Raw genomic sequence first — 26,089 nt, 5'->3', positions numbered from 1 at the left:
CGATGAAGACGGCGTGCCAGCCAATGCCGACACCGTCGGCGTGATGGGTTAGCCGCCCGGGCGCACCATCTTGCAGTCGGTGCCCTGCGCCAGTTCGTTGCCGCTGTAGACGGCCTCGGTGCGGAAGCCGTAGTTGGTGCCTTCCCAGCCGGTCTTGACCGTCTTGCCGTCCACCGGCGCGATGGTGTTGACCACCTGCGGCAGCAGCAACTGGTGGTCCTCGCCGCGCATGCGCACCGGGCCGACCACCGAGTCGAAGCTCAGGTCTTCCAGTGCGCGGGCCACGGCCACCGTCTCGGTGCTGCCGGCCTTGTCGATGGCAGCGGCCAGCAGGCGTGGTGTCATGTCGATGCGCGGCGCCAGGAAGTCCTTGCCCATCCGGGCCTTGTAGGCCTTGGCCAGCGCATCCACGCGCGGGCTGTCGGCCTGGCCGGGGTGCCATTCGGCCACCCACGTGAGCTGCCCCAGCTTGGCCTGCGACACGGCCAGCACCGTGCCCGGCACCGAGCCGGCGCTGTGGTTGAAGTAGCGCAGGTTGTAGCCGGCATCGCCCGCGGCCTTGAGCAGCAGCGTCATGTCCTGGCCCCAGTTGCCGGTGATGACCGAGTCGGCGCCCGAGGCCTTGATGTTGGCCACGTAAGGCGCGAAGTCCTTCACCCGGCCAATGGGATGCAGCGCCTCGCCCACGAACTGCACGTCGGGCCGGGCCAGCCCCACGAGCTGCTTGCCGTAGCTGGCCCATTGCTTGCCATGGGCATAGTCCTGGTTGAGCAGGTAGACCTTCTTCACGTCGGGCGTCTTCTTGATGAAGTTGGCCAGCGCCTTCATCTTCATCGCCGTGTTGGCCTCGGTCTGGAAGTGCCAGAAGCTGCAGGCCTTGCCGGTGAGTTCGGGGTCGATGGAGGAGTGGTTGAGGACCAGGATCTCCTTGCCCGGGTTGCGCTGGTTCCAGCGGTTGACGGCCTGCACCAGCGCCGTCACCACCGAGGAGCCCGAGCCACCGGTGACGATGGCGCGCGCGCCCTGGTCGATGGCGGCCTGCAGGGCGCTCTGGCTTTCCTGCGCGGAGAGCCTGCTGTCGAACTGCAGCAGCTGCAGCTTGGCCTGGCCCTTGAGCACGCCGCCCTTGGCATTGATGTCGTCCACGGCGTACTGCACATGGGCCAGCATCAGCTCGCCCACGTTGGCGAAGGGGCCCGAGAGCGGGTCGATGTAGGCGAGCTTGTAGACCTTGCCGTCCTGGGCCGAGGCACCGCCAGCGGCGGCGAGAAGCAGGGCGGCGGCCAGGGGCGCGAGCCGGGCGCGGAATGTCATGGTGTGTCTCCGTTCGTTGTCGTTGGCATGGAAGGATCAGGCGGCGCGCGTGCGCAGGCCGATCACGCGCGTGGCCAGCTGCGTGAGCTCGTCCACGATCTGCTCGGGCCCCAGCCTGCCGCCCGGCTGGTACCAGCTGTACAGAAAGCCCGGCAGGCTGCAGGCCGCCAGCGCGGTGATGCGTGTCTCGTTGAAGTCGAGGTCGCCGTCGCGCCGGCCCTGCTCCAGCAGCGGCGTGAGCTTGTCGTAGAAGTGGTGGGCCAGCTTCTTCATCGCGGCGTTGTATTCGGGCCGGTAGACCTGCGGCTCGCGGTAGGGGAAGAAGGCCGCCGGGTAGTGCATGACGGTGGCGCGGATCAGCCGCCGCAGGCCTTCCTGCACCTTCTGCGCCGCCGGGCGCGGGTCGTCGTCGGCGAAGTCCAGCGCCGTGAAGCAGTCCACCGTGGGCCGCCACGACAGCACCTCGAACAGCTCCTGCTTGTCGCGGAAGTAGTAGTAGATGAAGGGCTTGGTCACCTGCAGCGCCTGCGCCACCTGCGCCAGCGTGGTGTTGGCGTAGCCCTGGGCCGCGAAGAGCTGCGTGGCGGCCTGCAGGATGCGCTCGCGCTGCACGTCGGTGCCTGCCGTGGCCGAACGCTGCCGCCCATTGCCGTGCGTGCGTGTCCCCCCTTCCGCGGGCAGGCGGCTGGCCGGCCCGCGCGGCGCTGCGGCTTTGGGTTTGTGCGGTGTCTCCGATGTTCTACCCATCGGTAGGATTGTTCGTGCACCATGCATCGCAAGACAAGGGCCGACAGGGTTCGATGCGCTATCGCTAACCCTGATCGGCAGACGCCACGGAGACACCCATGAGCCTCGATACCCACCCCGGCACTGCGGCCGAAGCACTGCCAGAACGCCCCCGCCAGCCCCTGCACGAGTACCTGCGCACCCATGCGCGCGAGCGCGGCAACCATGCCGCCTGCTTCTGGTACGGCTACCGCATGCGCTATGCCGAGCTCGACCGCGCGAGCGACGCCTTCGCCGCCCGGCTGCAGGCGCTGGGCGTGGCCAAGGGCGAGCCGGTGGTGCTCTTCCTCAACAACTGCCCGCAGTACCTGGTGGCCCACTACGGCATCCAGAAGATCGGCGCCATCGTCTGCCCCAGCGGTCCGCTCAACAAGGCCCACGAGCTGGCCTACCAGGTGGGCGACCTCAAGGCGCGCGTCATCGTGGCCGCCGCGCCGCTGCTGCCCGTGGTGCAGCAGGTGCAGGCCGAGGCGCCACACCTGGCCCATGTCTTCGTCGTGCACTATGCCGACCTGCTGCCCACCGAGCCGGTGCTGGACCTGCCCGCCGAGCTGCAGGCCGCGATGAAGGCGCCGCGCACCGTCCCCGACGGCTGCGAGGACTTCCGCGAAGCCAGCGCGGGCGATGCAAAGCCCGCCCCGATCGCGCTGTCGCTGGACGACGTGGCGCTCATGACCTACACCTCCGGCACCACGGGCCTGCCCAAGGGCGCGATGCTCAGCTACGGCAACGCCCTGTTCAAGACGCGCATCGCCGCCGACTGCAACGGCGTGCAGCCCGACGACGTGCTGCTGTCGGTGGCGCCGCTGTACCACATCGCCGGCATGCTGATGGCCGTGAACGTGCCGGTGCTGGTGGGCGCCACGCAGGTGCTGCTGCACCGCTTCGATCCGCATGCGGTGCTCCAGGCCATCGACCGCCACAAGGTCACCTGGTGGTACAGCATCGCGCCCATGAACGTGGCCTGCATGCAGCTGCCCGATGCGCGCGACTTCGACCTGTCCAGCCTGAAGGTCAACCCGGTCACCAGCTTCGGCATCGCCTTCACCGAGCCGTTGGCCAGGCAATGGCAGGGCTTTGCGCCCAATTGCACCTCGCACGAAGCCGCCTACGGCCTGTCGGAGACCCACACCTGCGACACCTACACGCCGCGCCACGCGCCGCGCTGGGGCACGCAGGGCGTGCCGGCGCCGGGCGTGACCATCCGCATCCTCGACCCCGAGACCGGCCGCGACCTGTCGGCCGGCGAGGTGGGCGAGATCGTGCTGGCAAGCGAGGGCACCTTCAAGGGCTACTGGAACAAGCCCGAGGCCACCGCCGCCACGCTGCGCAATAGCTGGGTGCACACGGGCGACATGGGCAAGCTCGACGCCGACGGCTACCTCTGCTTCATCGGCCGCTTCAAGGAGATGATCAAGGTCTCGGGCTACAGCGTGTTCCCGGAGGAGGTCGAGACCATCCTCATCAAGCATCCGGCCGTAGCCCAGGCCGCGGTCATCGCCCAGCCCGATGCGGAGAAGGGCGAGGTGGTCAAGGCCTTCATCGTGCGCAAGCCGGGCGCCGACACCACGCCCGAGGCCATCGCCGCCTGGGCGCGCGACAACATGGCGCCCTACAAGGTGCCGCGGCAGGTGCGCTTCATCGATGCGCTGCCGGCCACCGGCGCGGGCAAGGTGCTGCGCCGCCTGCTCAAAGACATGGATTGAGGACCGGCACGTGTTGTTCAAGAAAGTACTGATCGCCAACCGCGGCGAGATCGCCGTACGCCTGGTGCGCGCCCTGCAGGACCTGGGCATCGCCAGCGTGGCCGTGCATGCGCAGGACGATGCGCAGGCCCTACACGCTCAGCTGGCCGACGTGGCCGTGCCGCTGGCGGGCACGGGGCCGTCGGCGTACCTCGACATCGACGCGCTGCTGGACATCGCCCGCGCGCAGGGCTGCGATGCGGTGCATCCCGGCTATGGCTTCCTGAGCGAGCGGGCCGATTTCGCGCAGGCCTGCGCGAAGGCCGGCCTGGTCTTCATCGGGCCGACGCCGGAGCAACTGGCCCTGTTCGGCGACAAGGCTCGCGCCCGCGCGCTGGCCCAGCAATGCGACGTGCCGGTCATGCCGGGCAGCGCCGGCGCGGTGACGCTGCAGGAAGCCCAGGCCTTCTTCGCCGAGCAGGCGAAAGACGGCGCGGGCGTGATGATCAAGGCCATCGGCGGTGGCGGCGGGCGTGGCATGCGCGCCGTGCTAAGGGCCGACGAGGTGGCCGAGGCCCATGCCCGTTGCGTCTCCGAGGCCCGCGCGGCCTTCGGTGTCGAGGGCGTGTATGTGGAGCGGCTGATGCCGCGCGCCCGCCACATCGAGATCCAGGTGCTGGGCGATGGCGCTTCGGTCGCCAGCCTGGGCGAGCGCGAATGCACGTTGCAGCGCCGCTTCCAGAAGCTGGTGGAGATCGCGCCCAGCCCCACCTTGTCCGAGCCCCTGCGCGCGGCCCTCACGCAGGCCGCGCTGCGGATGGCGCAGGCCGTGGGCTATCTGGGGCTGGGCACCTTCGAATTTCTGGTGGACGAGTCCTCGGCCACGCTGCCCTGGGTCTTCATCGAGGCCAACCCCCGCCTGCAGGTGGAGCACACGGTGACCGAGGCCGTCACCGGGCTCGACCTGGTGCAACTGCAACTGGCCGTGCTGGCCGGCCAGCGGCTGCAGGCGCTGGGCATCGCGCCGCAGCGCACGGCGGCGCAGCAGGGCTTTGCCACCCAGTGGCGCATCAATGCCGAGACGCTGGACGCACAGGGCAACGCCCGCCCCTCGGGTGGCCGGCTGGCGCGTTTCGACCTGCCCTCGGGCCCCGGCGTGCGCGTGGACAGCCACGGCTACGCCGGCCTGGCGCCCTCGCCGCACTACGACACGCTGCTGGCCAAGCTGATCGTCGCCAGCCGCAGCAGCGACTTCGCCGACGTGCAGCGCCGCAGCCTGCGCGCGCTGGCCGAATGCCGCATCGAGGGCATGGCCACCAACCTGCCGCTGCTGCGGGCCATCGGCGCGCGGCCGGAGTTCGCCCGGCAGGACGTGCACACGCGCTTCGTCGAGGCGCATCTGGGCGAGCTGCTGACCGCGGCCGAGGCGATGGCGACGGCGGTTGCGCCCATGCCGTCCGCTGAGAAGACCGTCGCCGCGACCCAGGACGAGCCGGACGACGGCCTCCTCCACATCCGCGCCCCCATGCCCGCCCGTCTGGTGCAGTTCGACGTGGCCCTCGGCGACGTGGTGCCCGCCGGCGCGCAGCTGGGCGTGCTGGAGGCCATGAAGATGGAGCACCTGCTGCAGGCCGGCGAGCCCGGCCGCGTGGTCGCGCTGTTGGCCGCCGCCGGCGACTACCTCGCCGAAGGCCAGCCGCTGGTGCGGCTGGAGCCCGTCGATGCCCAGCAGGCCGGCGAGCAGCAGGGCGCCGCGGTCGACCCCGCTCACATCCGCCCCGACCTGCAGCGCGTCATCGACCGCCATGCCCCCACGCTGGACGCCAACCGCCCGCAGGCCGTCGCCAAGCGGCATGCGCAGGGCGGCCGCACGGCGCGCGAGAACATCGCCGACCTGTGCGCGCTCGATGCCGACCCGGGCAACTTCATCGAATACGGCCAGCTCGCCATCGCCGCGCAGACGCGGCGCCGCAGCCTGGAGGACCTGATCGCCAACACGCCGGCCGACGGCATGGTGACGGGCATCGGCAGCGTCAATGCCGAGCTGTTCGGCGCCGAGGCCTCGCGCTGCGTGGTCATGGCCTACGACTACACCGTGCTGGCCGGCACGCAGGGCATGCGCAACCACCACAAGAAGGACCGCATGCTGGCACTGGCGCACCAGCTCAAGCTGCCGGTGGTGCTGTTCGCCGAAGGCGGCGGCGGCCGGCCGGGCGATGTGGACATGCCCATCGTCGCCGGCCTCAACAACCACACCTTCAGCCAGTACGCGGCGCTGTCGGGCGTGGTGCCGGTGGTGGGCATCGCCCACGGCCGCTGCTTCGCGGGCAATGCGGCGCTGCTGGGCTGCAGCGACGTGATCATCGCGACGAAGAACAGCAACATCGGCATGAGCGGCCCCGCCATGATCGAAGGCGGCGGCCTGGGCCGCTTTGCGCCGGAGCAGATCGGGCCCAGCCCGGTCCAGTCGCGCAACGGCGTGATCGACATCCTGGTGGAGGACGAGGCCGAGGCCACGGCCGCGGCGCGGCAGTACCTGTCGTACTTCCAGGGCCGCACGGCCAAGTGGGAGGCCGCGGACGCGCGCCTGCTGCGCCAGGCCGTGCCCGAGAACCGGCTGCGCGTGTACGACGTGCGCGCCGTCCTGCGCGGCCTGGTCGACACCGGCTCGGTGCTGGAACTGCGCGCCGGCTTCGGCGCCGGCATGGTGACGGCGCTGGCGCGCATCGAGGGGCGCCCCGTCGGCGTGCTGGCCAACAACCCGCGCCACCTGGGCGGCGCCATCGACGTCGAGGCGGCTGACAAGGCCGCGCGCTTCATGCAGCTGTGCAATGCCCACGGCCTGCCGCTGGTGGCGCTGTGCGACACGCCCGGCTTCATGGTCGGCCCCGACGTCGAGGCCCAGGCCCAGGTGCGGCATGTGTCCCGCATGTTCATGGTGGCCTCGCACCTGCGCGTGCCCTACTTCACCGTGGTGCTGCGCAAGGGCTACGGCCTGGGCGCGCAGGCCATGGCGGCGGGCGGCTTCGATGCGCCGGTGTTCACCGTCGCCTGGCCCACGGGCGAATTCGGCGCCATGGGGCTGGAAGGCGCGGTGCGCCTGGGCTTCCGCAAGGAGCTGGAAGCGGTGCCGGAAGGCGCCGAGCGCGATGCCCTGTTCAAGCAGCTGGTCGACCGGCAGTACGCCGACGGCCAGGCCGTCAACATGGCGCAGACGCTGGAGATCGATGCCGTGATCGACCCGGCCGACACCCGCGCCTGGCTGGTGCGCGGCCTGGCCTCGGCCGGAGGCGTTCAGGCGTCGCCCAAGCCCTACGTCGACACGTGGTGAGCCCTGGCAGGCGCGGCATGGCGCCTGCGACTATCGTGCCGGGCCCTGAACTGCCCCTTGCACGATGACCTTCTTCCACTGGCGCGGCCTTGGCGCCGCCCTCGTTCTCGTCATGGCGGCGCTGGGCGCCCATGCCGCGCCCGCCTGGACGGCCGCGTGGGCGGCCGCGCCCCAGAACTTCGACGCCCTGCCGCAAATGCCCGGCGTGCCCGCCGCGCCCAAGTGGATGGTGCAGGGCACCGTGCGTCAGGTGCTGACCGTGGCCCTGGAAGGCGATCAGGTGCGGGTGCGCTTCTCCAACCGTTTCGGCCAGCGGCCGCTGCGCATTGCGGCCGCCACGGTGGCCCTGGGCACCGGCGGGGGCAATCTGTCGCCCGGCACGCTGCAGCCCCTGCGGATGGGGGGCCGCACCGCCTTCGAGGTGCCGGCCGGGCAGGAGCAGTGGACCGACGGTGCGGCCCTGGCGGTGCGTGCCGGCCAGCCGGTGGTGGTGAGCTTTTCGCTGGCCGAGTCCGTGCCCGCCACCGTGGTGCATCGGCTGCCGCCCGACGGCGGCTGGACGGCCCCCGGCAACCAGACCGACGCTGCCCAGCTGAAGGACGCCCGCCGCAAGCCGTGGAACCTGTTCGTCACCGGCCTGGACGTCAGGCCGCCCCGGCCCGCCAATGTGGTGGTGGCCTTCGGCGACTCGATCACCGAAGGCTCGGGCGCCGAGAGCGGCGCCGAGGCCGCCCGCTATCCGCAGCGCCTGGGCGTGCGGCTGCAGGGTGTCGAAGGCCGTACGCCGGTGGCCGTGATCAACGCCGGCATCGGCGGCAACCGGCTGCTGGCGGATGTCACCGGGCCCAGTGGCCTCTCGCGTTTCGACGCCGACGTGCTGCGGCAGAGCGGCGCGACGCATGTGCTGGTGCTCATCGGCATCAACGACATCGGCTTCGGCACCTTCCAGGGCAAGGTGCTGCCGGGATTCCATCCGCCGGACGCGCAGGCCCTCACGGCCGGGCTGCAGCAATTGGTCGACCGGGCGCGCGCCCGCGGCCTGAAGGTGCTGCTGGGCACGCTGCTGCCCTTCGAGGGCTCGGGCTACTGGAGCGAGGCCAACGAGGCCAGGCGCGAGGCGGTCAACCGCTGGATCCGTGGCCGCCAGGACGTGGCCGTCGTCGATTTCGACGCCGCGTTGCGCGACCCGGCCGATGCCCGCCGCCTTGCCGCGCGCTACGACAGCGGCGATCACCTGCATCCCAACGCCGCGGGAACGGCCGCCATGGCGCAGGTGGCCGACGTGCCGCTGCTGAGGGAATGAGGCCGGGTGCACTCGGCCTTCCCGCCGCCTCAGGTACGGGATACAGCTTCACACAAGCATTTGCCTTGCGCTGACGTGCCGTTGACACCCGCGGCGCACCATCGAGGCTCCAACACTTCATGAGGAAGCAACCCATGAAAAAAAGCATCACCGCCGTCGCCCTCTCGCTGGGCACCGCCACTCTTCTTTCCCTGGGCGCCATTGCCATTCCGGCCTCCGCCCAGGCACAGCCGGTCATCAACGTGCAGATCGGCCAGCCCCCGCCGCCGCCGCGGGCCGAGCGCATGCCTCCGCCGCGCCGCGGCTTCGTGTGGGCACCCGGCCATTGGGAAGCCCGCCGTGGCCAGTATGTGTGGGCCCCCGGCCAGTGGGTGAAGGCCCGTCCGGGCTATGCCTACCGCGCGCCGGAATGGCGTGAGCGCGGTGGCCGCTGGGAATACGCCCGCGGTCGCTGGGACCGGGACGGCGATGGCGTGCCCAACCGGTACGACAACCGCCCTGGCAACCCGCACCGTCGCTGAGGTCCCTCGCCGTGGCGCGGCGCCGGCCGGTCGCGACGGCGGATGCGACGGCGGCCGTTCCCGTGCATGCGCAGGCCGGCACCGTGCTTGGGTGCCCGTGCTGCGCGTTGCCAGCCCGCGCTACCCGATCAGCCGGAAGATCAGCGGCATGAGCAGCGCCGACAGCACCACCTGCAGGCCCAGCGCCAGCCCGGCATAGGCGCCCGCGTCGGCATTCACCTGCAGCGCGCGTGCGGCGCCGATGCCGTGCGCGGCGGTGCCGAGGGCAAAACCGCGGGCCGTCCAGCCCGCGCCCGCTGCCGGCACGCGCAGCAGGTCGAACAGGTACTTGCCCGTCAGCGCGCCCACCATGCCGGTGAGCACCGCAAAGACGGCCGACAGGGCGGGTACACCGCCGATCTTCTCGGCGATGCCCATCGCCACCGGCGCCGTGACCGACTTCGGCGCCATCGACAGCACCACGTCCTTCGGCAGGCCGAACAGCCAGGCCAGCAGCACCGCCGACGCGCCCGCCGCCCCACCGCCGAGCAAGGCGGCCACCAACAGCCGCGGACCGCGGGCACGCAGCTCGGCGCGCCGCTCCCACAGCGGCCAGGCCAGCGCCACGACGGCCGGGCCCAGCAGGAAGTGGATGAACTGCGCGCCCGAGAAGTAGGTCGGGTAGCGCACGCCGGTCGCCGTCAGCAGCAGCGCCAGCACCACCACCGACCACAGAACCGGATTGGCCCAGGGCGCGCCCTGCATGCGGCCGTAGAAGGCCTGCGCCAGCAGGTAGACCACCAGCGTGGCCGTCAGGCCGAACAGCGGCGTGGCCGAGAGGTAGACCCAGAGTTGGACGAAGTTCGGCATCAGCGCTCTTCCCGTTCTTCCTTCGGCCGGCCGGCATGCAGCACCAGCGCCGTGACGCCCAGGCCGATCCAGGTGGACAGCGCGATCACCAGCAGAATGCGCAGGCCGTAGTCCGCAAACAGCCCCAGGTGCGTCATCACGCCCACGCCCACCGGCACGAAGAGCAGCGACAGGTGCGACAGCAAAAATTGCGCGCACACCGCCACCGCCTCGCGGATGGCCGCCACGCGCAGCGCGGGCAGCAGCATCAAGAGGCCCAGCACGGGGCCGGGCAGCGGCAGGTGAAGGCCGCGGGAGATCAGTTCGCCCAGCGACTGGAAGACCAGCAGCCAGGCCAGGCCGCGCAAACCCTGCATGCGTCGCCCTGCCTCAGAAGCGGGGCAGTTCGGGATGCGGCAGCCGCCCGCCGCGCACCACCTGCTTGCCGTATTCGGCGCAGCGCGCCAGTGTCGGGATCACCTTGCCGGGGTTGAGCAGGCCGGCAGGGTCGAAGGCGGCCTTCACTGCGAACATCTGCGCGTTCTCTTCGGCGGTGAACTGCACGCACATGCTGCTGAGCTTTTCCACGCCGACGCCATGCTCGCCCGAGACGGTGCCGCCCATGGCGACGCTGGTCTCCAGGATGTCGGCGCCGAAGAGCTCGCAGCGGTGCAGCTCGTCGGGATCGTTGGCATCGAACAGCACCAGCGGATGCAGGTTGCCGTCGCCGGCATGGAAGACGTTGCAGCAGCGCAGCTTGTACTTCTTCTCCATCTCGGCGATAGCGAGCAGGATGTCGGCCAGCCGCTTGCGCGGGATGGTCGAGTCCAGGCACATGTAGTCGGGGCTGATGCGTCCCGAGGCGGGGAAGGCGTTCTTGCGGCCGCTCCAGAAGCGCAGCCGCTCGTCCTCGGTCTGGCTCACGGTGAGGGCGGTGGCGCCGCAGCCGCGAAGCACCTCGCTCATGCGGCCGATCTCCTCGTCGACCTCTTCGGGCGTGCCGTCGGATTCGCACAGCAGGATGGCCGCGGCCGTGAGGTCGTAGCCGGCATGCACGAAGTCCTCGACGGCGGCGGTCATGGGCTTGTCCATCATCTCCAGCCCGGCCGGGATGATGCCGGCGGCGATCACGGCCGCCACGGCATCACCCGCCTTCTGCACGTCGTCGAAGCTGGCCATGATGCAGCGCGCCAGCTGCGGCTTGGGCACCAGCCTGACGGTGACTTCGAGCGTCACGGCCAGCATGCCCTCGCTGCCGACGACCAGCGGGAGCAGGTCCAGGCCCGGCGCGTCCAGCGCCTCGCCGCCGAACTCCACCTGCTCGCCGTCGGCCAGGAAGCCGCGTACCCGCAGCACGTTGTGCAGCGTCAGACCGTACTTGAGGCAGTGCACGCCGCCCGAGTTCTCGGCCACGTTGCCGCCGATGGTGCAGGCGATCTGGCTGGACGGGTCGGGCGCGTAGTACAGCCCGTAGGGCGCGGCGGCCTCGCTGATGGCCAGGTTGCGCACGCCGCACTGCACGGTGGCGGTGCGGGCGACGGGGTCGACCTTCAGGATCTGGTTGAAGCGGGCCAGCGACAGCGTCACGCCCTCGCCATGCGGCATCGCGCCGCCCGACAGGCCCGTGCCCGCACCGCGCGCCACCACCGGCACGCCCAGGCCGTGGCAGGTGCGCAGCACGGCCTGCACCTGGGCCTCGGTCTCGGGCAGGGCCACCACCAGCGGGCGCTGGCGGTAGGCCGTCAGGCCGTCGCATTCGTAGGGCGTGGTGTCCTCGTCCTGCCACAGCAGGGCATGCGCCGGCAGCAGGGCACCCAGGGCCCGCACCACCTGGGCCTGTCGTTCCGCGCGCTGGAAGTTCGATTGCTGGGCGGAGGTGGCGGGAGCGTTCATGGCGGGGCTCGCGATGAGGAGGGCTAGCGGAAGATCACCGTGCGGTGGCCATTGAGCAGCACGCGGTGCTCGCTGTGCCACTTGACGGCGCGGGCCAGCACCAGGCTTTCGGTGTCGCGGCCGCGGGCGGTGAGGTCCTCGACGGTGTCGGTGTGGTCGGCGCGGGCCACGTCCTGCTCGATGATGGGGCCTTCGTCCAGGTCGGCCGTCACGTAGTGGGCGGTGGCGCCGATCAGCTTCACGCCGCGGTCGTGGGCCTGGTAGTAGGGCTTGGCGCCCTTGAAGCTGGGCAAAAAGCTGTGGTGGATGTTGATGGCCCGGCCGGCCAGCCGGCCGCACATCTCGTTCGAGAGGATCTGCATGTAGCGCGCCAGCACCACCAGGTCGGCGCCCTCGGCCTCGATGATCTCCAGCTGCTTCGCCTCGGCCTGGGCCTTGGTGGCGGCGGTCACCGGGATGTGGTGGAAGGGCACGTTGTAGCTGGCGGCCAGCTGGTAGAAGTCGCGGTGGTTGCTGATGATGGCGCGGATGTCCACCGGCAGCAGGCCGCTCTTCCAGCGGAACAGCAGGTCGTTGAGGCAGTGGCCTTCCTTGCTGACCAGCAGCACGGTCTTCATCGGCTGCTGGGCGGCGTGCAGCTTCCAGGCCATGCCGAAGCCGTCGGCCAGCGAGGCCAGCTGGCTGCGCAGCTCGGCCTCGGGCACGCCCTCGCAGGCGAAGCGCACGCGCATGAAGAACAGGCCCGTGCCATGGTCGTTGTACTGGGCGGCCTCTTCGATGTTGCCGCCCCGCTCCATCAGGAAGCCCGAGACGGCATGCACGATGCCGCGGCGGTCCGGGCAGGAAAGGGTCAGGATGTACGCGCTCATGAGGGGGCGGATTGTCGCAGCGCGCGCGGCGGGGTGTCGGCGGGCGCTCCAGGGCTCAGAGCTCGCCCGGCGGCAGGGCGGCCAGCGCAGCCCGGCAGTTGCCGGCGATCAGTTCCTGCCGCTGGCGCGGCATGCGCTCCAGCGTGGAGGCGACGCTGATGCCGGCCACCGCCTCGCCGCGCGCGTTGCGCACCGCCATGCCCACGGCCAGCACGTTGCGCGTGGCATGGTTACCGATGACCGACCAGCCGCGCTCGCGCGTGGCCCGCACCAGGATGCGCAGGCGCTCGGGCGTCATGCCGCCGTAGCGCGGCAGCTGCGCGGCGTTGGCGGCGATCACCTCGTCCACCTGCGCATCGGGCAGGGCGGCCAGCAGCGCCAGTCCGGCCGCGCCCACGCCCAGCGGCTGGCGCGTGCCCACCTGGATCACCAGCACCTGCACCGGGTGCGTGCCCACCTGCCGCGCGATGCAGTGCGAGGCCGCGCCCTCGCGCACGATGGCGAAGGCCGCATCGCCGCAGGCGCGGCTCACGCGTTCGAGCACCGGCTGCAGCTGCACCGCCATGTTGGGCTGGCGGACGGCGGGCTGCAGCGCGCCCCAGCGCGGGCCCGGCACGTAGAGGAAGCGGCCGCGCTGCGCCACATGGCCGCCTTCCTTCAGCGTGGCCAGCAGCCGGTAGACCGGCGCCCGCTCCAGGCCGGTGGCGCGGCACAGGTCGACCACCCGCAGGCCCTCGGGCCGGGCCATCACCGCGTCCAGGATCTGCAGGCCGCGGCGCAGGGTGCGGCTGCCGGGGTCTTCCGTGGCCTCGGCGGGATCGTCCGGCTGCCGGACGTTTTCGTTCGTGTTTCGGGAGGTCATCTCCAAGAATCCGCCCATCCAGAAGCCTGCAGTGTGCCGCGCCCCATGCGCCGCGCCCGCAGGCCTGGGCATTCGAACATCACGGAGACACCTACATGCCTGCATTCCCTTTCCGTCCCTCGGCCGTGCCTGCGCTGCGCCCGCAACGTGCCGGCCGCCGATTCTTCAGCATGGCCGCGGTGGCCCTCGCCGTGGCGATGGGCGCGTCGGCGTTGCCCGCCGCCGCGCAGCCGGAGGCCTGGCCCAGCCGGCCGATCCGCCTCGTCGTGGGCTATGCGGCCGGCGGCGCCACCGACGTGGTGGCGCGCCTGGTGGCCGTGAAGATGGGCGAGCAGCTGGGCCAGCCCATGCTGGTGGACAACCGCGCCGGCGCCAACAGCAACCTGGGCGCCGAGATCGTGGCCCGCGCCGCGCCCGACGGCTACACGCTCTACGTCTACACCATCGCCAACACCATCAACGCCTCGCTCTATCCCAGGCTGGGTTACGACCCGGTGAAGGACTTCGAGCTGGCGGGCCTGATGGCCAAGATCCCCAACATCCTGGTGGTCAATCCCAAGCTGCCGATCCGCTCGGTGGCCGACTACGTGCGTCAGGCCAAGGCGTCGAAGGAGGGCCTCACCTTCGCCTCGTCCGGTGCCGGCTCGTCCATCCACCTGTCGGGCGAGATGTTCAAGATGCAGTCGGGTCTCAACATGCTGCACGTGCCCTACAAGGGCAGCGCGCCGGCCATCACCGACCTGATGGGCGGCCAGGTGGACTCGATGTTCGACAACGCGCCCTCGTCGCTGCCGCATGTGCAGGCCGGCAAGCTGCGCGCCATCGCGGTCACCAGCGCCCAGCGCCTGCCGCAGCTGCCCGATGTGCCCACGCTGGCCGAGTCGGGCTACGCGGGCTTCGACGTGCAGTCCTGGTTCGCCCTGGCCGCGCCGGCCGGCACGCCGCGGCCGGTGATCGACCGGCTCAATGCCGCCCTGGCCAAGGTGCTGGCCGCGCCCGACGTGCGCCAGCGGCTGCAGGACCTGGCGGCCACGCCCGCCGGCGGCACCCCCGAGCAGGCACGCGCCTTCGCCGCCTCCGAGATCCAGCGCTGGCGCGAGGTCGTCAAGGCCTCGGGCGCCAGCGCCCAGTAAGCGCAGGCGCGGCGCGGGCATCCCGCCGCCGCGCCCTGCATCACGCCCGAGCGGGCCGCTTTCCTTCCTGACCATGTACCCCATCGACTTCTTCTGGCGGGCCGCCCAGCGCTGGCCCGCGCGCATCGCCATCGACGCGCCCGAGGGCCTCGTGCGCTACGACGCGCTGGCCGCCCGCGTCGCCGCCCTGGCCGCCGGCCTGATGGCGCTGGATCCGGCGCCCCAGAGCCGCGTCGGCCTCTGCGCCGCCAACAGCGCGGACCACATCGCCGCGCTGCTGGCCGTGCTGGCCTGCGGCAAGGTGTGGGTGCCGCTCAACCCCAAGAGCACGCGGCCGGAGATCCGGCGCATCGTGGACGCGACCAAGCCCTCCATCCTGGTGCTGGACGAGGCCCATGCCGACCTGCTGGACGGCGCGCCGGGTGCCCGCGTGCTGACGGGCGATGCGGTGCCAGCCGCCAGCGCCACCACGCTGCAGGCGCTGGAACAGGCCCATGCCGGCGCGCTGCCGCCGCGCCTGACGCTGCCGGCCGACGCCACGCAGGCCATCAAGTTCACCGGCGGCACCACCGGCCTGCCCAAGGGCGTGATGCAGCCCTACCGCGCCTGGATGGCCACCATCGCCAACCAGATCCATGCCTGGGGCTTCGACGAGCACGAGCGCTACGTGGTGGCCGCGCCCATCACCCACGGCACCTCGACCTACCTGCTGCCCATCCTGGCGCAGGGCGGCTGCCATGTGCTGCTGGCGGGCGCCGGCGCCGAAGCCGTGCGCACCGCCTTCCGCGAGCGCGGCGGCACCGTCTGCTTCATGCCGCCCACGCTGGTCTACATGCTGATGGCGCTGCCGGATGCGAGCCGCGACGACTTCCCGCAGCTGCGCCGCCTGATCTACGGCGGCGCGCCCATGCCGCCCGAGAAGATCCGCCAGGTGCGCGACTTCTTCGGCCCGGTGCTGGGCACCACCTACGGCCAGACCGAGGCGCCGCAGATCCTCACCGTGATGAGGCCCGAGGACTTCGACGACCCGCGCAACTGGCCCGCCGTCGGCCGCACCACCTGGTTCAGCGACGTGGCCATCATGGCGCCCGACGGTCGCCTGCTGCCGCCCGGTGAGGTGGGCGAGGTGGTGGCCCGCGGCGACCTGCTGATGACCGGCTACTGGCGCCTGCCCGAGAAGACCGACGAGACGCTGGTGGACGGCTGGCTGCACACCGGCGACCGCGGGCTGATCGACGAGCGCGGCTACCTCTTCCTCAAGGACCGGCTCAAGGACATGGTCATCACCGGCGGCTTCAACGTCTATCCGGTGGACGTCGAGAACGCCTTGGGTCAGCACCCCGCCGTGCACGAATGTGCCGTGTTCGGCCTGCCCGACGACAAGTGGGGCGAGACGGTGCAGGCCGCGGTGCAACTGCGGCCCGGCGCCGACGTGGGCGAGGCCGAGCTGATCGCCTTCGTGCGCGAGCGCCTGGGGCCGGTGCAGACGCCCAAGCGCATCCACTTCCATGCCAGCCTGCCGCGCTCGCCGGTGGGCAAGGTGCTCAAGAACGCCGTGCGCGACGCCGCCCTGGCCGCCACCGCCTGACCTTCGAACGGAGACACCGATGACCGACGAGAACGCCACCCCCGTCACCCGCCTGTGCACCCACACCCTCACCAGCCTGCACTACCGCGACGCGGATCTGGTGCAGGACCTGATGGGCCAGAAGACCTTCACCGAGGTGATGCTGATGCAGATCCTCGGCCGCACGCCGCGCCCGGTGGACATGCGCATCACCGACGTGGTGCTGATCGTGCTGATGGAGCACGGCCTCACGCCCAGCGCCATCGCCACGCGGCTGATCTACATGAGCGCGCCCGAGAACCTGCAGGGCGCCGTCAGCGCCGGCCTGCTGGCGGTGGGCAGCTCCTTCGTGGGCACCATGGAGAACTGCTCGCGCCTGCTCGACCGCATCATGGCGGCGGAAGACCCGCAGGCCGAGGCCGCCGCCATCGCGCAGCACCACAAGGCGCAGAAGAGCGCGGTGCCCGGCTTCGGTCACCACCTGCACAAGCCGGTGGACCCGCGCGCCTACAAGCTGCTGGAACTCGGCCGCGCCGAGCCCGAACTGGCCGGCCGCCACATCGAGGCGCTGGCGCTGTTGTCGGCGGCCGTCGATGCCGCCGCGGGCCGGCCCATCACCATCAACGCCACCGGCGCGGTGGCCGCGCTACTGGGCGAGATCGGCGTGCCCACGGGCGTGATGCGCGGCTTTGCGGTCATCTCCCGCGCGGCCGGGCTGGTGGCGCACATCGTCGAGGAGCAGCAGAGCCCCTCGGGCCGCTTCATCTGGGACACGGTGGAGCACGCCATTCCCTACGTGGGCGAGGGCGGGCGCTGAGCGGCCCTTTGCGCCGTTCTCAAGGCTTGGCCGGCGCGGCGGGCTTGCGAAGCTCGGCGCAGTAGTCCTTGGGCGGCATGGCGGGCGTGGCCCACAGGGCGTCGAAGCGCTGGCGATCCGCACCCGCGCCACCGGCCGCCATGCGCACGCTGCGGACCGTCATGTCGGTGGGCAGGTGCTGGGGCACGCCCAGCGCCGGGTCCGCATGCCCGGCGCCGGTGACGAGCAGCACCACCCGGCCCGGCCCGGCGGCCTGCGCGGCCTGGGCCACGGTGCGCGCCATCTCGCGGTCGCGCGCGACCTGGATGCGGGTCATGGGCTGCATCTGCGATTCCGGCAGCAGGCCGCAGTGGCCCTCGCGCACCGCGGCCACCTGGGCCTGCCAGGCGGGCGGCGGCAGCTGGGCGTCGAGCGAAACGTCGGCCATGGCGTCCTTCATGCGGGCGCGGGGCAGGTTGGCGCCCAGCACCGGCACGCCGGCGCCCACGGCGGCCATCACCACGGGGCCGTAGGCAGCCCAGGGCCAGGCGCGTTCGCTCCAGCCCAGGGCGGCGCGGGCCTGCGCCTCGGTGGCGGTCGGCGGCAGCGCGGCGGTGCTGCGGCCGCTGTCGGCCATCTCCAGTGCGACGGCGGCCAGGCGCTGGCGGGCGGCGAGCTGCTGCACCGTCTCGCGCTCCAGCGCATGGTGGGCGTCGGCGTCGTGCTGCTCGCCGAGGATCAGCACCTGCGCGGGCAGCAGGGCGTCCAGGCGGCGGGAGAGCGGGGTGTCGGGCGCGTCTGCCGCCACGCCGGCGCAGCCCGCGGCCAGCACGGCCGCCATCGACAGCGCCGCACGGCGGCAGAGCAGGGGCAGGGGAGACAGCATGCCGCGGATACTAGGCGCGCCGCGGGCGGCCTGCCTGTCCGCGCGATTCGCTTTCTTTCCGCGTCTTCTTCCGTTCGTCGTCCCCCGTGCCGTCTTCCGCTGCCGCTGTCCGGCGTCCCCCTCCCTATGTGCTGCGCGTGCTGGGCACGCTGCTGCTGGCCCTGGCGGCCGCGGGCCTGTGCCTTCTGCTGCACACGCCGCTGCCCTGGATGATCGGGCCCATCCTGGCCGTGTCCTTCGCCTCGATGGCCGGCTTGCCCACCGCGAGCTGGGCGCCGCTGCGCAATGGCGGGCAGTGGACCATCGGCGCAGCCCTGGGCCTGTACTTCACGCCCGAGGTGACGGCGCTGGTGGCCAGCCTGTGGTGGGCCATCGTGCTGGCCATCGCCTGGGCGCTGGCGCTGGGCACCGGCTTCGGGCTCTGCCTGGACCGGGTCCACGCGCGCCACATGCCCCAGTTGCCGCCGCGCACATTGAGAGCCACCACTTACTTTGCAGGCGCCATCGGCGGCGCGTCCGAGATGACGCTGCTGTCCGAACGGGCGGGTGCGCGCACCGACCTGGTGGCTGCGGCCCACAGCCTGCGGCTGGTGATCGTGACGGTCAGCATTCCCTTCGGCCTGCAATGGGCGGGCCTGCATGGGCTGGACAGCGTGCCCGCCGCGCTGCGCGAAGTGCGCTGGGGCGGCTTCGCGCTGATGGCCGTGGCCACCGCCGCAGGGGCCTGGCTGATGCGGCGGCTGGGGCGCGCCAACCCCTGGTTCCTGGGTCCGCTGCTGGTGACGGCGGGCATCTCGATGAACGGGATCACGCCCTCGGCCGTGCCGCAGTGGCTGTCGAACTCGGCGCAGCTGGTGATCGCCGTGAGCCTGGGCGTGCGCTTCTCGCGCGAGTTCGTGCACACCGCGCCGCGCTGGCTGGCTTCGGTGGCGGTGGGCACCGTGGCCATGATCGGCGCCTGTGCGCTGTTCGCGGAAGTCCTGGCCTGGGCCACCGGCCTGCGCTGGACCACGCTGCTGCTGGGCACCTCGCCGGGCGGCATCGCCGAGATGTCGATCACGGCCAAGGTGCTGCAGCTGGGCGTGCCGGTGGTGACGGCCTTCCAGGTCTGCCGGCTGGTGGCGGTGCTGCTCCTGACGGGACCGCTGTTCGAGCGCCTCTACAGGCGGCGGTGAAGTGAAACACCCCCCATGCCGCTTCGCGGCTCCCCCCTCCCTTGCGCCTTCGGCTTGGAGGGGGGCGCACCCCACGGCCTGGCAAAGCCAGTTCCGTGGGTGCCCTGGCTTGGCCTGCTCCGCGGCCCTTCGATCAGGATCATGGCGTCGGTTTCCCTCTACGCGGGAGGCACGCAGCATCGAGGAAAAGTGAGAGGAACGCCCGAAAAGCAAAAGGCCCGCGCGATGCGGGCCTCTTCGTGCCGATACCTTCTTATCGCCGGCGTTGTCAGTGCATCAGCACTGGGTTCTGCGCAAGCTCGGCATAGCCTTCGAGCGTGTCCTCCACCTCTTCCTGCGTAGGGGTGTTCTCCTGCCAGGCGGCGATCTGCTGCTGGAACAGCTCGGCCCAGGAGCCGTCGAGGTAGACCTCCTTGCCGGAGCGCTTGTCCACGATCTCGAAGCCGTCGCGCGACAGCATCGGATGGCTGCCGGCGGGGCGGCTGCCCTCCTCCGGCTGCACGTGGACGACGACGAAGCTGTCGGAGTCGTAAAGCATGTGCATGGCGGGGTGCTTCAGAGAGTCGATGAGGGACATGGTCATGTATTTAGCAATCAATGCGCCAGATTCAAGAGCTGCCGATCTCGTGTGGGCCAATGCGCCGCCCTAATGTACGCGGCACATCGCGGGCCCGTCCGCAAAGGGTCTCCCCTGGGGCGCCGCTGTTGCGGCGGCGCATCTCACTGTGCCTTGTCGGCGCTGCGCAGCTGCAGGTCGGCGAAGTCGCCGTTGACCTCGGTCTGGCGGATGCGCACCGGCAGCCAGCCAAGGTCGGATGCGAGCCAGACCTCGATCTTCTGGTCGTACTCGCGCCGCGGCAGGCGAACCAGGCGGCGGGCTGGATGCTCGCCGGAGGGCGTGGCGACGGTCTCGTCGCCTTCGACGCGGAAGGTCCACACATCGGCATCGCGCGGCCCCGCCACCTGCAGGCTGATCGTGCGGCCGGCCGTGTAGCGCGCCGGGTCGCCGCCCACCAGCGCCGTCAGCTGCATCAGGATGCTCAGCCGGTCCTGCGCGCCCGGCTGCAGCGGAACGCGCGTGTTGGCGCTGCTGAAGACGATCTCGCCCGTGTCGCGCACGAAATGCGTGGCGACTTCGCTGCGGCGGCGGTCCGAGAAGCGCTCCGGCGCGATGCCTTGCGGGCCGATGCGGCCCTCGCTGGTCTGCGCCCGGATGGTGCGGAACAGCACCTTGAGTGAGAGCCGCGCGTTGTAGCGGTCGCCGTCCTGCAGCCAGGTGAGTTCGCCGAACACGCCCGACATGGGCTGCATGCCCTGCTGGCCCGTGGCGTCGAAGTCGAGCTTCACCGAGCCCGGCAGCTGCAGCGGCACGGTGGCGCCCGCCGTGGGCGTGCCGGCCGGCGGGCCCGAGGGGGCGTCGCCACTGCCGCCGGGGCCATCGCCGCCCCCGGGCCCGAGCAGTCCGCCACGTTGCGATCCGCCGCCGTTGTCGGTGTCGGCAGCCGCCACCTCGGCGGGCGCGGATGCCGCGGCCTGCGGGGCGGGCGCCGAGGCGGCCGGCTCCGGCGCGGTGGCCACTTCGACGGCGGGCAGGGTGGGCGCTGGTGGTTCAGGCTCGGCCACCGGGCGCGGCGCCGCCGCCGGCGCGGGCCGGTGAGCGGGGTGCCGGGGCGCCGCATGCGGCGCGGCGCGTGCAGGCGCAGGGGCGGCCGCTGCCGGGGCCGGCGGCGCGATCACCACCTCGCGCGTGCTGAAGCTGTGGGCCAGCGGCAGGGGCGGCGGCTCGCTGCCCAGCGGCAGCAGGCCCAGCAGCAGCACGTGCGCGAGCACCACCGCCACGGCCAGCAAGGCCAGCGCGCGCCAAGGGCTGCGGCGGGGGGCGGGGAGGTCGGTGGAGGAGGCGCTCGGCGTCATCGGCGGCTTCGGCGGAACAGCGGCTGGCTACACTGCCCCGTCCTGGGGGATGGCCCTCGCCGATCGCGCAGCCCGTGGGCAGAAGGCACACGGCGCGGCGATGGGGAACGGCATCCCGATGAGTTTAGTCAGCGCGTGCGGCCCACCTCCGGCCGCGTGCCGCATCCCCTTCACGCCTCCATGAAACTCGCCACCCTCAAGGACGGCTCGCGCGACGGCCAGCTGGTCGTGGTCTCGCGCGACCTGACGCAGGCCCATTACGCCACCGGCATCGCCCACCGCCTGCAGCAGGTGCTGGACGACTGGGGCTTCATGAGCCCGCAGCTGCAGGACCTGTACGACCTGCTCAACAGCGGCCGCGCGCGGCATGCCTTTCCCTTCGACCCGGCCCAGTGCATGGCGCCGCTGCCGCGCGCCTACCAGTGGGCCGACGGCTCGGCCTACCTGAACCACGTGGAGCTGGTGCGCCGCGCCCGCGGCGCCGAGATGCCGGCCAGCCTGCGCAGCGACCCGCTCATGTACCAGGGCGGCAGCGACGACCTGCTGGGCCCCTGCGACGACATCGTGGTGCCCAGCGAAGCCATGGGCATCGACTTCGAGGCCGAGGTGGCGGTCGTCACCGGCGACGTGCGCATGGGCGCCTCGCCCGAGCAGGCGCTGGACGGCGTGCGTCTGCTCATGCTGGTCAACGACGTCTCGCTGCGCCACGTGATCCCGGCGGAGCTGGCCAAGGGCTTCGGCTTCGTGCAGGGCAAGCCCGCCACCGCCTTCAGCCCCGTGGCCGTGACGCCCGACGAGCTGGGCGAGGCCTGGCGCGAAGGCCGCGTGCACCTCACGCTGCAGGTGGCCTGGAACGGCCGCACCGTGGGCCTGTGCGAGGCGGGTCCGGACATGCACTTCCACTTCGGCCAGCTGATCTCGCATCTGGCGGCCACCCGCCGCGTGCGCGCCGGCAGCATCGTCGGCAGCGGCACGGTCAGCAGCCCGGGCGTGGAAGACGCGGCGGGCCGACTCGATTGGCCGCGCGGCTATGCCTGCATCGCCGAGAAGCGCTGCATGGAGACGCTGCAGGACGGCGCCCCGCGCACCGGCTTCATGCAGTTCGGCGACACCGTGCGCATCGAGATGAAGGGCCTGGACGGCCGCTCCGTCTTCGGCGCCATCGACCAGGAGGTCGTGCCGCCCGGCGGACGGCCCCGCGCCGAGGCGCCGCCCGCCGGGGGCGACGGCGGCGACTGATCCGGCGCGGCGGCGCTGGCGTAAGGAGAGGGCGGCGTCCCACCCGCCGGTGGCGGATGTCGCGCCAGCATTGCACCGGAGGTCCAGCCCATGAACGCCACTTCTCTTTCGATGAACCCGCCTGCTTCGTCCCGCGCCCGCCAGGTGCTGGGCCTGGTCGGCTGGCTGCTGCTGTGTTTTGCGGCGGCCGGTGTCGGCGGGCTGGCCTCGGCCAACGCGGCCGGGTTCTACGGCGAACTCACGCGGCCCGACTGGGCGCCGCCGGCCTGGCTCTTCGGCCCGGTGTGGAGTGCGCTCTACACGCTGATGGCGATCTCGGCCTGGCTGGTCTGGCGCCGCGGCGGCTGGGCGGCTGCGCCGGGCGCGCTCGGCCTGTTCGTCGTCCAACTCGCGGTCAATGCGTCGTGGAGCTGGTTCTTCTTCGTGTGGCACCTGGGCGCCGCATCGCTGGCGGTGCAGGTCGTGCTGGTGCTGCTGGTACTGGCGACGCTGGTCGCCTTCTGGCGCCGCTCGGCGCTGGCCGGTGCGCTGCTGCTGCCCTATGTGGCGTGGCTGGGCTTTGCCGGCGTGTTGATGACCGTGGTCTGGCGGCTCAATCCGGCGCAGCTGGGTTGATCGCAGGCGCCTGATGGAGCACGCCGACGAGGGGCATGCGCGTCTCGTGAACGCCGGCCGTGCCAGGCGGGCCGTCGCGAGAAGGTGGCGCCGCGCACGGTGGGCCGATGGCCGACGCCGCGCACGTCGCCCGCTCGGGTAAGCTGGCACGCCGGCCGCCCGCCCCGGTGGCGAGCCCGCGATGCCGCCGCCATGCGCGCCCGATCCGCCTTCGAATGCCAGACAGGAGACGCCCCATGTCCGATGCCAGCCCGCCCCCCTTCAGCTTCGCCCAGTTCGTGCCGGGCTTCGACTTCCTGCGGAACCTCGCCGCAGGCGGGGCCTCCGCCGCCAGCGCCATGCCCGGGCTGGGCGGCATGTCCAGCTGGGTCGCGCCCACGCTCAGCGTGGAGGAGATCGACAAGCGCATCCAGGAACTCAAGGCCGTGCAGTACTGGCTGGAGCAGAACGGCCACGCGCTCAAGGCCACGATCCAGGCGCTCGAAGTGCAGCGCATGACGTTGTCGACCCTGCGCGGCATGAACGTGCGCATGGAGGACCTGGCCCAGGCCTTCGCCGATTCGACCACCCGTGCGGCCGAGGCGGTGCGCGAGGCCACAGCGGCGGCCACGGCGGCACCCGCGGCGCGCGATGCAGCGCCGGAGCCCGCGCCCGCCCCGGCGCCCTCCGCCGAGGCCCCGGCGGGGGAGGAGGCCGACGCCCCTGCCGCCCCTGCCGCCGCTGCGCCCGGCGTCATCGACCCGCTGCAATGGTGGGGCTCGCTCACCCAGCAGTTCCAGCAGATCGCCAGCCAGGCCCTCAAGGACGCTTCGGCCATGCAGATGCCGATGGCCGCGGCTGGCGCGATGCCCGAGGCGCCGGCCGCTCCCGCCAAGTCGGCCGGCCGCAAGGCGCCGGCCAGGAAGGCCGCGTCCCGCAAGACAGCGGCGCGAAAGAAGCCAGCGGCCTCCAAATCCAGCACCGGCAAGAAGCCGGCCGCCGCCTCCACCGCCACTAGCGCCCGCCGCACCGGCGGCAACCGGAGCACCGGATGAAGCTCTTTCCCACCGGCCACGCCACGCATCCCGACTGGCGCATGGCCGCCGGCCTGGTGCTGGCGCAGCTGCGCGCCCAGATGGCGCTGCCCGACTACGAATCCTCGCCCTCGCTGGGCCTGCTCTACGTCACTGACCACTACACGGCCGAGTCGGCCGACATCCTCGACCTGCTGGCGGCCGAGCTGCCCGAGGTGAGCGACTGGGCCGGCGCCGTGGCGGCCGGCATCGTCGCCAATGCCGCCGAGTACATCGACGAGCCCGCCATCAGCGTGATGCTGCTGGGCGTGCCGGCCGACCAGTACCGCGTGTTCTCGGGCGTGGCACCGCTGGCGGCTTCGGGCCATGCGCCGGGCGACGGACCCAATGCCGGCTTCAGCGCGCGCTGCGCGCTGGTGCATGCCGACCCCGAGACGCCCGAGCTGCCCGAGCTGATCGCCGAGGTCGCCGGCCGCACCGACGACGGCCTGCTCTTCGGTGGCCTGGCCTCGGGCCGTGCGGGCGCGCTGCAGTTCGCGCTGGGCGGCAACGGCACCATGGCGGGCCAGGGCGCCACGCGCGGTGTGTTCGAGGGCGGGCTGTCGGGCGTGGCCTTCGGGCCCGAGGTGGGGCTGGCCACGCAGGTCACGCAGGGCTGCCAGCCCGTCTCGCGCCAGCGGGAGATCACCGGCGCCGACGAGAACCTGCTGCTCACGCTCGACGGCCGACCCGCCCTGGACGTGCTGCTCGAAGACCTGGACATCTCGCTGGAACGCGACCCGCAGCAGGCCATCGACACCGTGCGGGCCACCTTGGTGGGCCTGTCGGCCGCCGGCACCGACGGCGTGCGCATCACCGGCGACCTGGGCCCGCAGGCGCGGGTGCGCCACATCATCGGGCTGGACCCCAAACGCCGCGCCGTCGCCATCGCCGACCGGGCCGAGGCCGGCATGCGCATGAGCTTCTGCCGCCGCAACGCCCAGGCCGCGCGGGCCGACCTGATGCGCATCTGCGCCGAGATCCGCGAAAGCCTGGAGCCGCAGGAGCAGAGCCTGGCCACCGCGCAGGCACTGGCACTGTCGGAGACCGATGCCTCGCCGCACCCGGCGCGGCGCATTGCCGGCGCGGTCTACATCAGCTGCGTGGGCCGCGGCGGGCCGCACTTCGGGGCGCCCAATGCCGAGCTGCAGATCCTGCGGCATGCGCTGGGCGACGTGCCGCTCACGGGCTTCTTCGCTGGCGGCGAGATCGCCGGCCATCACCTGTACGGCTACACCGGCGTGCTGACGGTGTTCACCGCGGAGTGACGCGCTCGGACGGGGCCGAACGGCGGCCTCAAGCGCCCGCCAGCTCGGCCCGGTAGGTCGCCACTTCCTCGGCGAGCCAGTCGCCGAAGGCGGTCGGCGGCCCCCGCCGCCCGCCCGTGATGGGCCACACCAGCCAGTACGGATAGGGATAGGGCACGCGCACGTCGGTCAGCGCCACCAGCTCGCCGCGCTGCAGCAGGCCGTGGACGATGCTCCGCCGCTCCAGTGCCACGCCCTGGCCCAGGCGCACGGCCTCGATCGTGAGGTTGGAATCGTTGATCCACAGGCCGGCGAGCGGCGGCGGTTCGGGCAGGCCCACGGCCTCGCACCAGCTCGACCAGGATTCGGCCGAGCGCACCGGCGGGCAGGCCAGCACCTCGGCCGGCGTGGCCGGCAACTGGCCGCCGCGGAAATGCGGCGCGGCCACCATCAGCAGCTCGTCCTCGAACAGCGGCTGCTGGCTCAGGCCTTCCCAGGGGCCATGGCCCATGCGGATGGCGACGTCCGCCGCGCCCTGGCGCAGGTCCTGCACGTCCAGGCCGGCCTGCAGGCGGATGCGCTCATGCGGATGGCGCTCGGCAAAGCGCGGCAGTCGCGGCAGCAGCCAGTGCAGGCCGAAGGAGGGGATCACCGACACCACCAGCTCGCCCTCGCGCGGGCGCACCCGCAGGCTGCGGGTGGCATCGCCGATGTCCGAGAGGGCGGCGCGCACCTGCAGCGCATAGAGCCGGCCGTTCTCGGACAGCCGCAGGCCGCGGCCCTCGCGCTCGAACAGCGCCAGGCCCAGCAGCGATTCGAGGTGCCGCAGCTGCTGGCTCACGGCCGAATGGGTGACGTGCAGCGTCTCGGCCGCGCGGGTGACGCTGCCCAGCCGGGCCACGGCCTCGAAGCATCGCAGGGCTTGCAGGGGCGGCAGGTCGCTCATGGAAGGCGGGGGTCGTTGAAGAAGAACTAACGGATTGGCGCAGAACAAGTCGATGGTTCTTGCCGTGGCCGCAGGGTAGATTGAAAGGGGCGGCACTGATGCCCGCCTGACTTGCTGAAGTGGAACT

General features: G+C 72.0%; 23 protein-coding genes. 12 read left to right on the top strand and 11 right to left on the bottom strand.

The annotated features are described in order from the left end of the window. Positions 1-48: 48 nt before the first annotated feature. Positions 49-1,314 (bottom strand): branched-chain amino acid ABC transporter substrate-binding protein, encoded by a 1,266-nt coding sequence (locus L0984_RS07675; RefSeq protein WP_234193126.1) that lies wholly within the window; start codon positions 1,312-1,314, stop codon positions 49-51. Between the two features lie 36 nt (positions 1,315-1,350). Beyond that, entirely contained in the window at positions 1,351-2,061 is a 711-nt protein-coding gene (locus L0984_RS07670; protein ID WP_234193125.1) for a TetR/AcrR family transcriptional regulator, read from the bottom strand. 98 nt (positions 2,062-2,159) lie between these two features. Here L0984_RS07670 and L0984_RS07665 point away from each other — a divergent pair, with 98 nt between their 5' ends. From L0984_RS07665 to L0984_RS07650, 4 genes are all read left to right on the top strand, one after another. Next, positions 2,160-3,806, top strand: a complete 1,647-nt coding sequence (locus L0984_RS07665) for an AMP-binding protein (RefSeq protein ID WP_234193124.1) — start codon at positions 2,160-2,162, stop codon at positions 3,804-3,806. 13 nt (positions 3,807-3,819) lie between these two features. Then, entirely contained in the window at positions 3,820-7,116 is a 3,297-nt protein-coding gene (locus tag L0984_RS07660; protein WP_234193718.1) for a carboxyl transferase domain-containing protein, read from the top strand. Positions 7,117-7,180: 64 nt separating this feature from the next. Beyond that, positions 7,181-8,419: an SGNH/GDSL hydrolase family protein gene (locus tag L0984_RS07655; protein WP_234193123.1), complete on the top strand. Its 1,239-nt coding sequence runs from the start codon at positions 7,181-7,183 to the stop codon at positions 8,417-8,419. Between the two features lie 134 nt (positions 8,420-8,553). Beyond that, positions 8,554-8,940 carry a YXWGXW repeat-containing protein gene (locus tag L0984_RS07650; protein WP_234193122.1) on the top strand — a complete coding sequence of 129 codons (387 nt, stop codon included), beginning with the start codon at positions 8,554-8,556 and terminating at the stop codon, positions 8,938-8,940. Positions 8,941-9,060: 120 nt separating this feature from the next. Here L0984_RS07650 and L0984_RS07645 read toward each other — a convergent pair whose 3' ends face one another. The 5 genes from L0984_RS07645 to L0984_RS07625 are packed head-to-tail and all read right to left on the bottom strand — an operon-like array spanning position 9,061 to position 13,392. After that, a complete protein-coding gene (locus tag L0984_RS07645) occupies positions 9,061-9,789 on the bottom strand; it encodes an LrgB family protein (protein WP_234193121.1) in 729 nt (242 codons plus the stop codon). Further along, positions 9,789-10,145, bottom strand: coding sequence for a CidA/LrgA family protein (locus tag L0984_RS07640; protein WP_234193120.1), 357 nt, complete (start codon positions 10,143-10,145; stop codon positions 9,789-9,791). Before L0984_RS07640 ends, L0984_RS07645 begins: the two co-directional genes overlap by 1 nt. Before the next feature lie 13 nt (positions 10,146-10,158). Next, positions 10,159-11,661 carry an FAD-linked oxidase C-terminal domain-containing protein gene (locus tag L0984_RS07635; protein WP_234193119.1) on the bottom strand — a complete coding sequence of 501 codons (1,503 nt, stop codon included), beginning with the start codon at positions 11,659-11,661 and terminating at the stop codon, positions 10,159-10,161. Positions 11,662-11,684: 23 nt separating this feature from the next. Then, positions 11,685-12,530 carry a formyltetrahydrofolate deformylase gene (gene purU, locus L0984_RS07630; protein WP_076507512.1) on the bottom strand — a complete coding sequence of 282 codons (846 nt, stop codon included), beginning with the start codon at positions 12,528-12,530 and terminating at the stop codon, positions 11,685-11,687. Between the two features lie 55 nt (positions 12,531-12,585). Continuing rightward, the gene (locus tag L0984_RS07625; RefSeq protein WP_076507723.1) at positions 12,586-13,392 is read right to left on the bottom strand and encodes an IclR family transcriptional regulator; all 807 of its coding nucleotides are present in this window, start codon (positions 13,390-13,392) and stop codon (positions 12,586-12,588) included. A 170-nt stretch (positions 13,393-13,562) separates the two neighbouring features. Between L0984_RS07625 and L0984_RS07620 the strand changes: the two genes are divergently transcribed. From L0984_RS07620 to L0984_RS07610, 3 genes are all read left to right on the top strand, one after another. Next, positions 13,563-14,525, top strand: coding sequence for a tripartite tricarboxylate transporter substrate binding protein (locus L0984_RS07620; RefSeq protein WP_370645934.1), 963 nt, complete (start codon positions 13,563-13,565; stop codon positions 14,523-14,525). Positions 14,526-14,598: 73 nt separating this feature from the next. Next, the gene (locus L0984_RS07615; protein WP_234193118.1) at positions 14,599-16,113 is read left to right on the top strand and encodes a class I adenylate-forming enzyme family protein; all 1,515 of its coding nucleotides are present in this window, start codon (positions 14,599-14,601) and stop codon (positions 16,111-16,113) included. A gap of 19 nt (positions 16,114-16,132) precedes the next feature. Then, positions 16,133-16,909: a citryl-CoA lyase gene (locus L0984_RS07610; RefSeq protein ID WP_234193117.1), complete on the top strand. Its 777-nt coding sequence runs from the start codon at positions 16,133-16,135 to the stop codon at positions 16,907-16,909. A 19-nt stretch (positions 16,910-16,928) separates the two neighbouring features. Here L0984_RS07610 and L0984_RS07605 read toward each other — a convergent pair whose 3' ends face one another. Further along, positions 16,929-17,774, bottom strand: a complete 846-nt coding sequence (locus L0984_RS07605) for a ChaN family lipoprotein (RefSeq protein WP_234193116.1) — start codon at positions 17,772-17,774, stop codon at positions 16,929-16,931. 86 nt (positions 17,775-17,860) lie between these two features. On the opposite strand from L0984_RS07605, the gene L0984_RS07600 reads away from it, so the two are divergent. Beyond that, positions 17,861-18,949 (top strand): AbrB family transcriptional regulator, encoded by a 1,089-nt coding sequence (locus L0984_RS07600; RefSeq protein WP_234193115.1) that lies wholly within the window; start codon positions 17,861-17,863, stop codon positions 18,947-18,949. A 268-nt stretch (positions 18,950-19,217) separates the two neighbouring features. On the opposite strand, the gene L0984_RS07595 is transcribed toward L0984_RS07600, so the two are convergent. Further along, on the bottom strand, positions 19,218-19,493 hold the full coding sequence (locus tag L0984_RS07595) for a BTH_I0359 family protein (protein WP_076507731.1): 276 nt from the start codon (positions 19,491-19,493) through the stop codon (positions 19,218-19,220). Positions 19,494-19,669: 176 nt separating this feature from the next. Next, entirely contained in the window at positions 19,670-20,863 is a 1,194-nt protein-coding gene (locus tag L0984_RS07590; RefSeq protein ID WP_234193114.1) for a DUF3108 domain-containing protein, read from the bottom strand. A gap of 180 nt (positions 20,864-21,043) precedes the next feature. Between L0984_RS07590 and L0984_RS07585 the strand changes: the two genes are divergently transcribed. From L0984_RS07585 to L0984_RS07570, 4 genes are all read left to right on the top strand, one after another. Then, positions 21,044-22,102, top strand: a complete 1,059-nt coding sequence (locus L0984_RS07585; protein ID WP_234193113.1) for a fumarylacetoacetate hydrolase family protein — start codon at positions 21,044-21,046, stop codon at positions 22,100-22,102. Positions 22,103-22,192: 90 nt separating this feature from the next. Then, positions 22,193-22,717 (top strand): TspO/MBR family protein, encoded by a 525-nt coding sequence (locus L0984_RS07580; protein ID WP_234193112.1) that lies wholly within the window; start codon positions 22,193-22,195, stop codon positions 22,715-22,717. A 236-nt stretch (positions 22,718-22,953) separates the two neighbouring features. Beyond that, the gene (locus L0984_RS07575) at positions 22,954-23,751 is read left to right on the top strand and encodes a PhaM family polyhydroxyalkanoate granule multifunctional regulatory protein (RefSeq protein WP_234193111.1); all 798 of its coding nucleotides are present in this window, start codon (positions 22,954-22,956) and stop codon (positions 23,749-23,751) included. Continuing rightward, a complete protein-coding gene (locus L0984_RS07570) occupies positions 23,748-25,037 on the top strand; it encodes an FIST signal transduction protein (protein WP_234193110.1) in 1,290 nt (429 codons plus the stop codon). The genes L0984_RS07575 and L0984_RS07570 overlap by 4 nt, the downstream gene beginning before the upstream one ends. 28 nt (positions 25,038-25,065) lie before the next feature. Here L0984_RS07570 and L0984_RS07565 read toward each other — a convergent pair whose 3' ends face one another. Further along, positions 25,066-25,962: a LysR substrate-binding domain-containing protein gene (locus L0984_RS07565; RefSeq protein WP_234193109.1), complete on the bottom strand. Its 897-nt coding sequence runs from the start codon at positions 25,960-25,962 to the stop codon at positions 25,066-25,068. Between the last annotated feature and the right edge of the window lie 127 nt (positions 25,963-26,089).

The organism is Pseudacidovorax sp. NFM-22 (genome assembly GCF_021401245.1).
Lineage (GTDB): Bacteria > Pseudomonadota > Gammaproteobacteria > Burkholderiales > Burkholderiaceae_C > Xenophilus.
The sequence above is the reverse complement of the archived record's forward strand: the minus strand, read 5'-3'. Positions and strand labels throughout refer to the sequence as shown.

What these genes read in the sequence shown, in the direction of transcription:
- L0984_RS07675 (WP_234193126.1), bottom strand. Translation starts at nt 1,314, where the DNA reads ATGACATTCCGCGCCCGGCTCGCGCCCCTGGCCGCCGCCCTGCTTCTC.
- L0984_RS07670 (WP_234193125.1), bottom strand. Translation starts at nt 2,061, where the DNA reads ATGGGTAGAACATCGGAGACACCGCACAAACCCAAAGCCGCAGCGCCG.
- L0984_RS07665 (WP_234193124.1), top strand. Translation starts at nt 2,160, where the DNA reads ATGAGCCTCGATACCCACCCCGGCACTGCGGCCGAAGCACTGCCAGAA.
- L0984_RS07655 (WP_234193123.1), top strand. Translation starts at nt 7,181, where the DNA reads ATGACCTTCTTCCACTGGCGCGGCCTTGGCGCCGCCCTCGTTCTCGTC.
- L0984_RS07650 (WP_234193122.1), top strand. Translation starts at nt 8,554, where the DNA reads ATGAAAAAAAGCATCACCGCCGTCGCCCTCTCGCTGGGCACCGCCACT.
- L0984_RS07645 (WP_234193121.1), bottom strand. Translation starts at nt 9,789, where the DNA reads ATGCCGAACTTCGTCCAACTCTGGGTCTACCTCTCGGCCACGCCGCTG.
- L0984_RS07640 (WP_234193120.1), bottom strand. Translation starts at nt 10,145, where the DNA reads ATGCAGGGTTTGCGCGGCCTGGCCTGGCTGCTGGTCTTCCAGTCGCTG.
- L0984_RS07635 (WP_234193119.1), bottom strand. Translation starts at nt 11,661, where the DNA reads ATGAACGCTCCCGCCACCTCCGCCCAGCAATCGAACTTCCAGCGCGCG.
- purU (WP_076507512.1), bottom strand. Translation starts at nt 12,530, where the DNA reads ATGAGCGCGTACATCCTGACCCTTTCCTGCCCGGACCGCCGCGGCATC.
- L0984_RS07625 (WP_076507723.1), bottom strand. Translation starts at nt 13,392, where the DNA reads ATGACCTCCCGAAACACGAACGAAAACGTCCGGCAGCCGGACGATCCC.
- L0984_RS07620 (WP_370645934.1), top strand. Translation starts at nt 13,563, where the DNA reads ATGGCCGCGGTGGCCCTCGCCGTGGCGATGGGCGCGTCGGCGTTGCCC.
- L0984_RS07615 (WP_234193118.1), top strand. Translation starts at nt 14,599, where the DNA reads ATGTACCCCATCGACTTCTTCTGGCGGGCCGCCCAGCGCTGGCCCGCG.
- L0984_RS07610 (WP_234193117.1), top strand. Translation starts at nt 16,133, where the DNA reads ATGACCGACGAGAACGCCACCCCCGTCACCCGCCTGTGCACCCACACC.
- L0984_RS07605 (WP_234193116.1), bottom strand. Translation starts at nt 17,774, where the DNA reads ATGCTGTCTCCCCTGCCCCTGCTCTGCCGCCGTGCGGCGCTGTCGATG.
- L0984_RS07595 (WP_076507731.1), bottom strand. Translation starts at nt 19,493, where the DNA reads ATGCACATGCTTTACGACTCCGACAGCTTCGTCGTCGTCCACGTGCAG.
- L0984_RS07590 (WP_234193114.1), bottom strand. Translation starts at nt 20,863, where the DNA reads ATGACGCCGAGCGCCTCCTCCACCGACCTCCCCGCCCCCCGCCGCAGC.
- L0984_RS07585 (WP_234193113.1), top strand. Translation starts at nt 21,044, where the DNA reads ATGAAACTCGCCACCCTCAAGGACGGCTCGCGCGACGGCCAGCTGGTC.
- L0984_RS07580 (WP_234193112.1), top strand. Translation starts at nt 22,193, where the DNA reads ATGAACGCCACTTCTCTTTCGATGAACCCGCCTGCTTCGTCCCGCGCC.
- L0984_RS07575 (WP_234193111.1), top strand. Translation starts at nt 22,954, where the DNA reads ATGTCCGATGCCAGCCCGCCCCCCTTCAGCTTCGCCCAGTTCGTGCCG.
- L0984_RS07570 (WP_234193110.1), top strand. Translation starts at nt 23,748, where the DNA reads ATGAAGCTCTTTCCCACCGGCCACGCCACGCATCCCGACTGGCGCATG.
- L0984_RS07565 (WP_234193109.1), bottom strand. Translation starts at nt 25,962, where the DNA reads ATGAGCGACCTGCCGCCCCTGCAAGCCCTGCGATGCTTCGAGGCCGTG.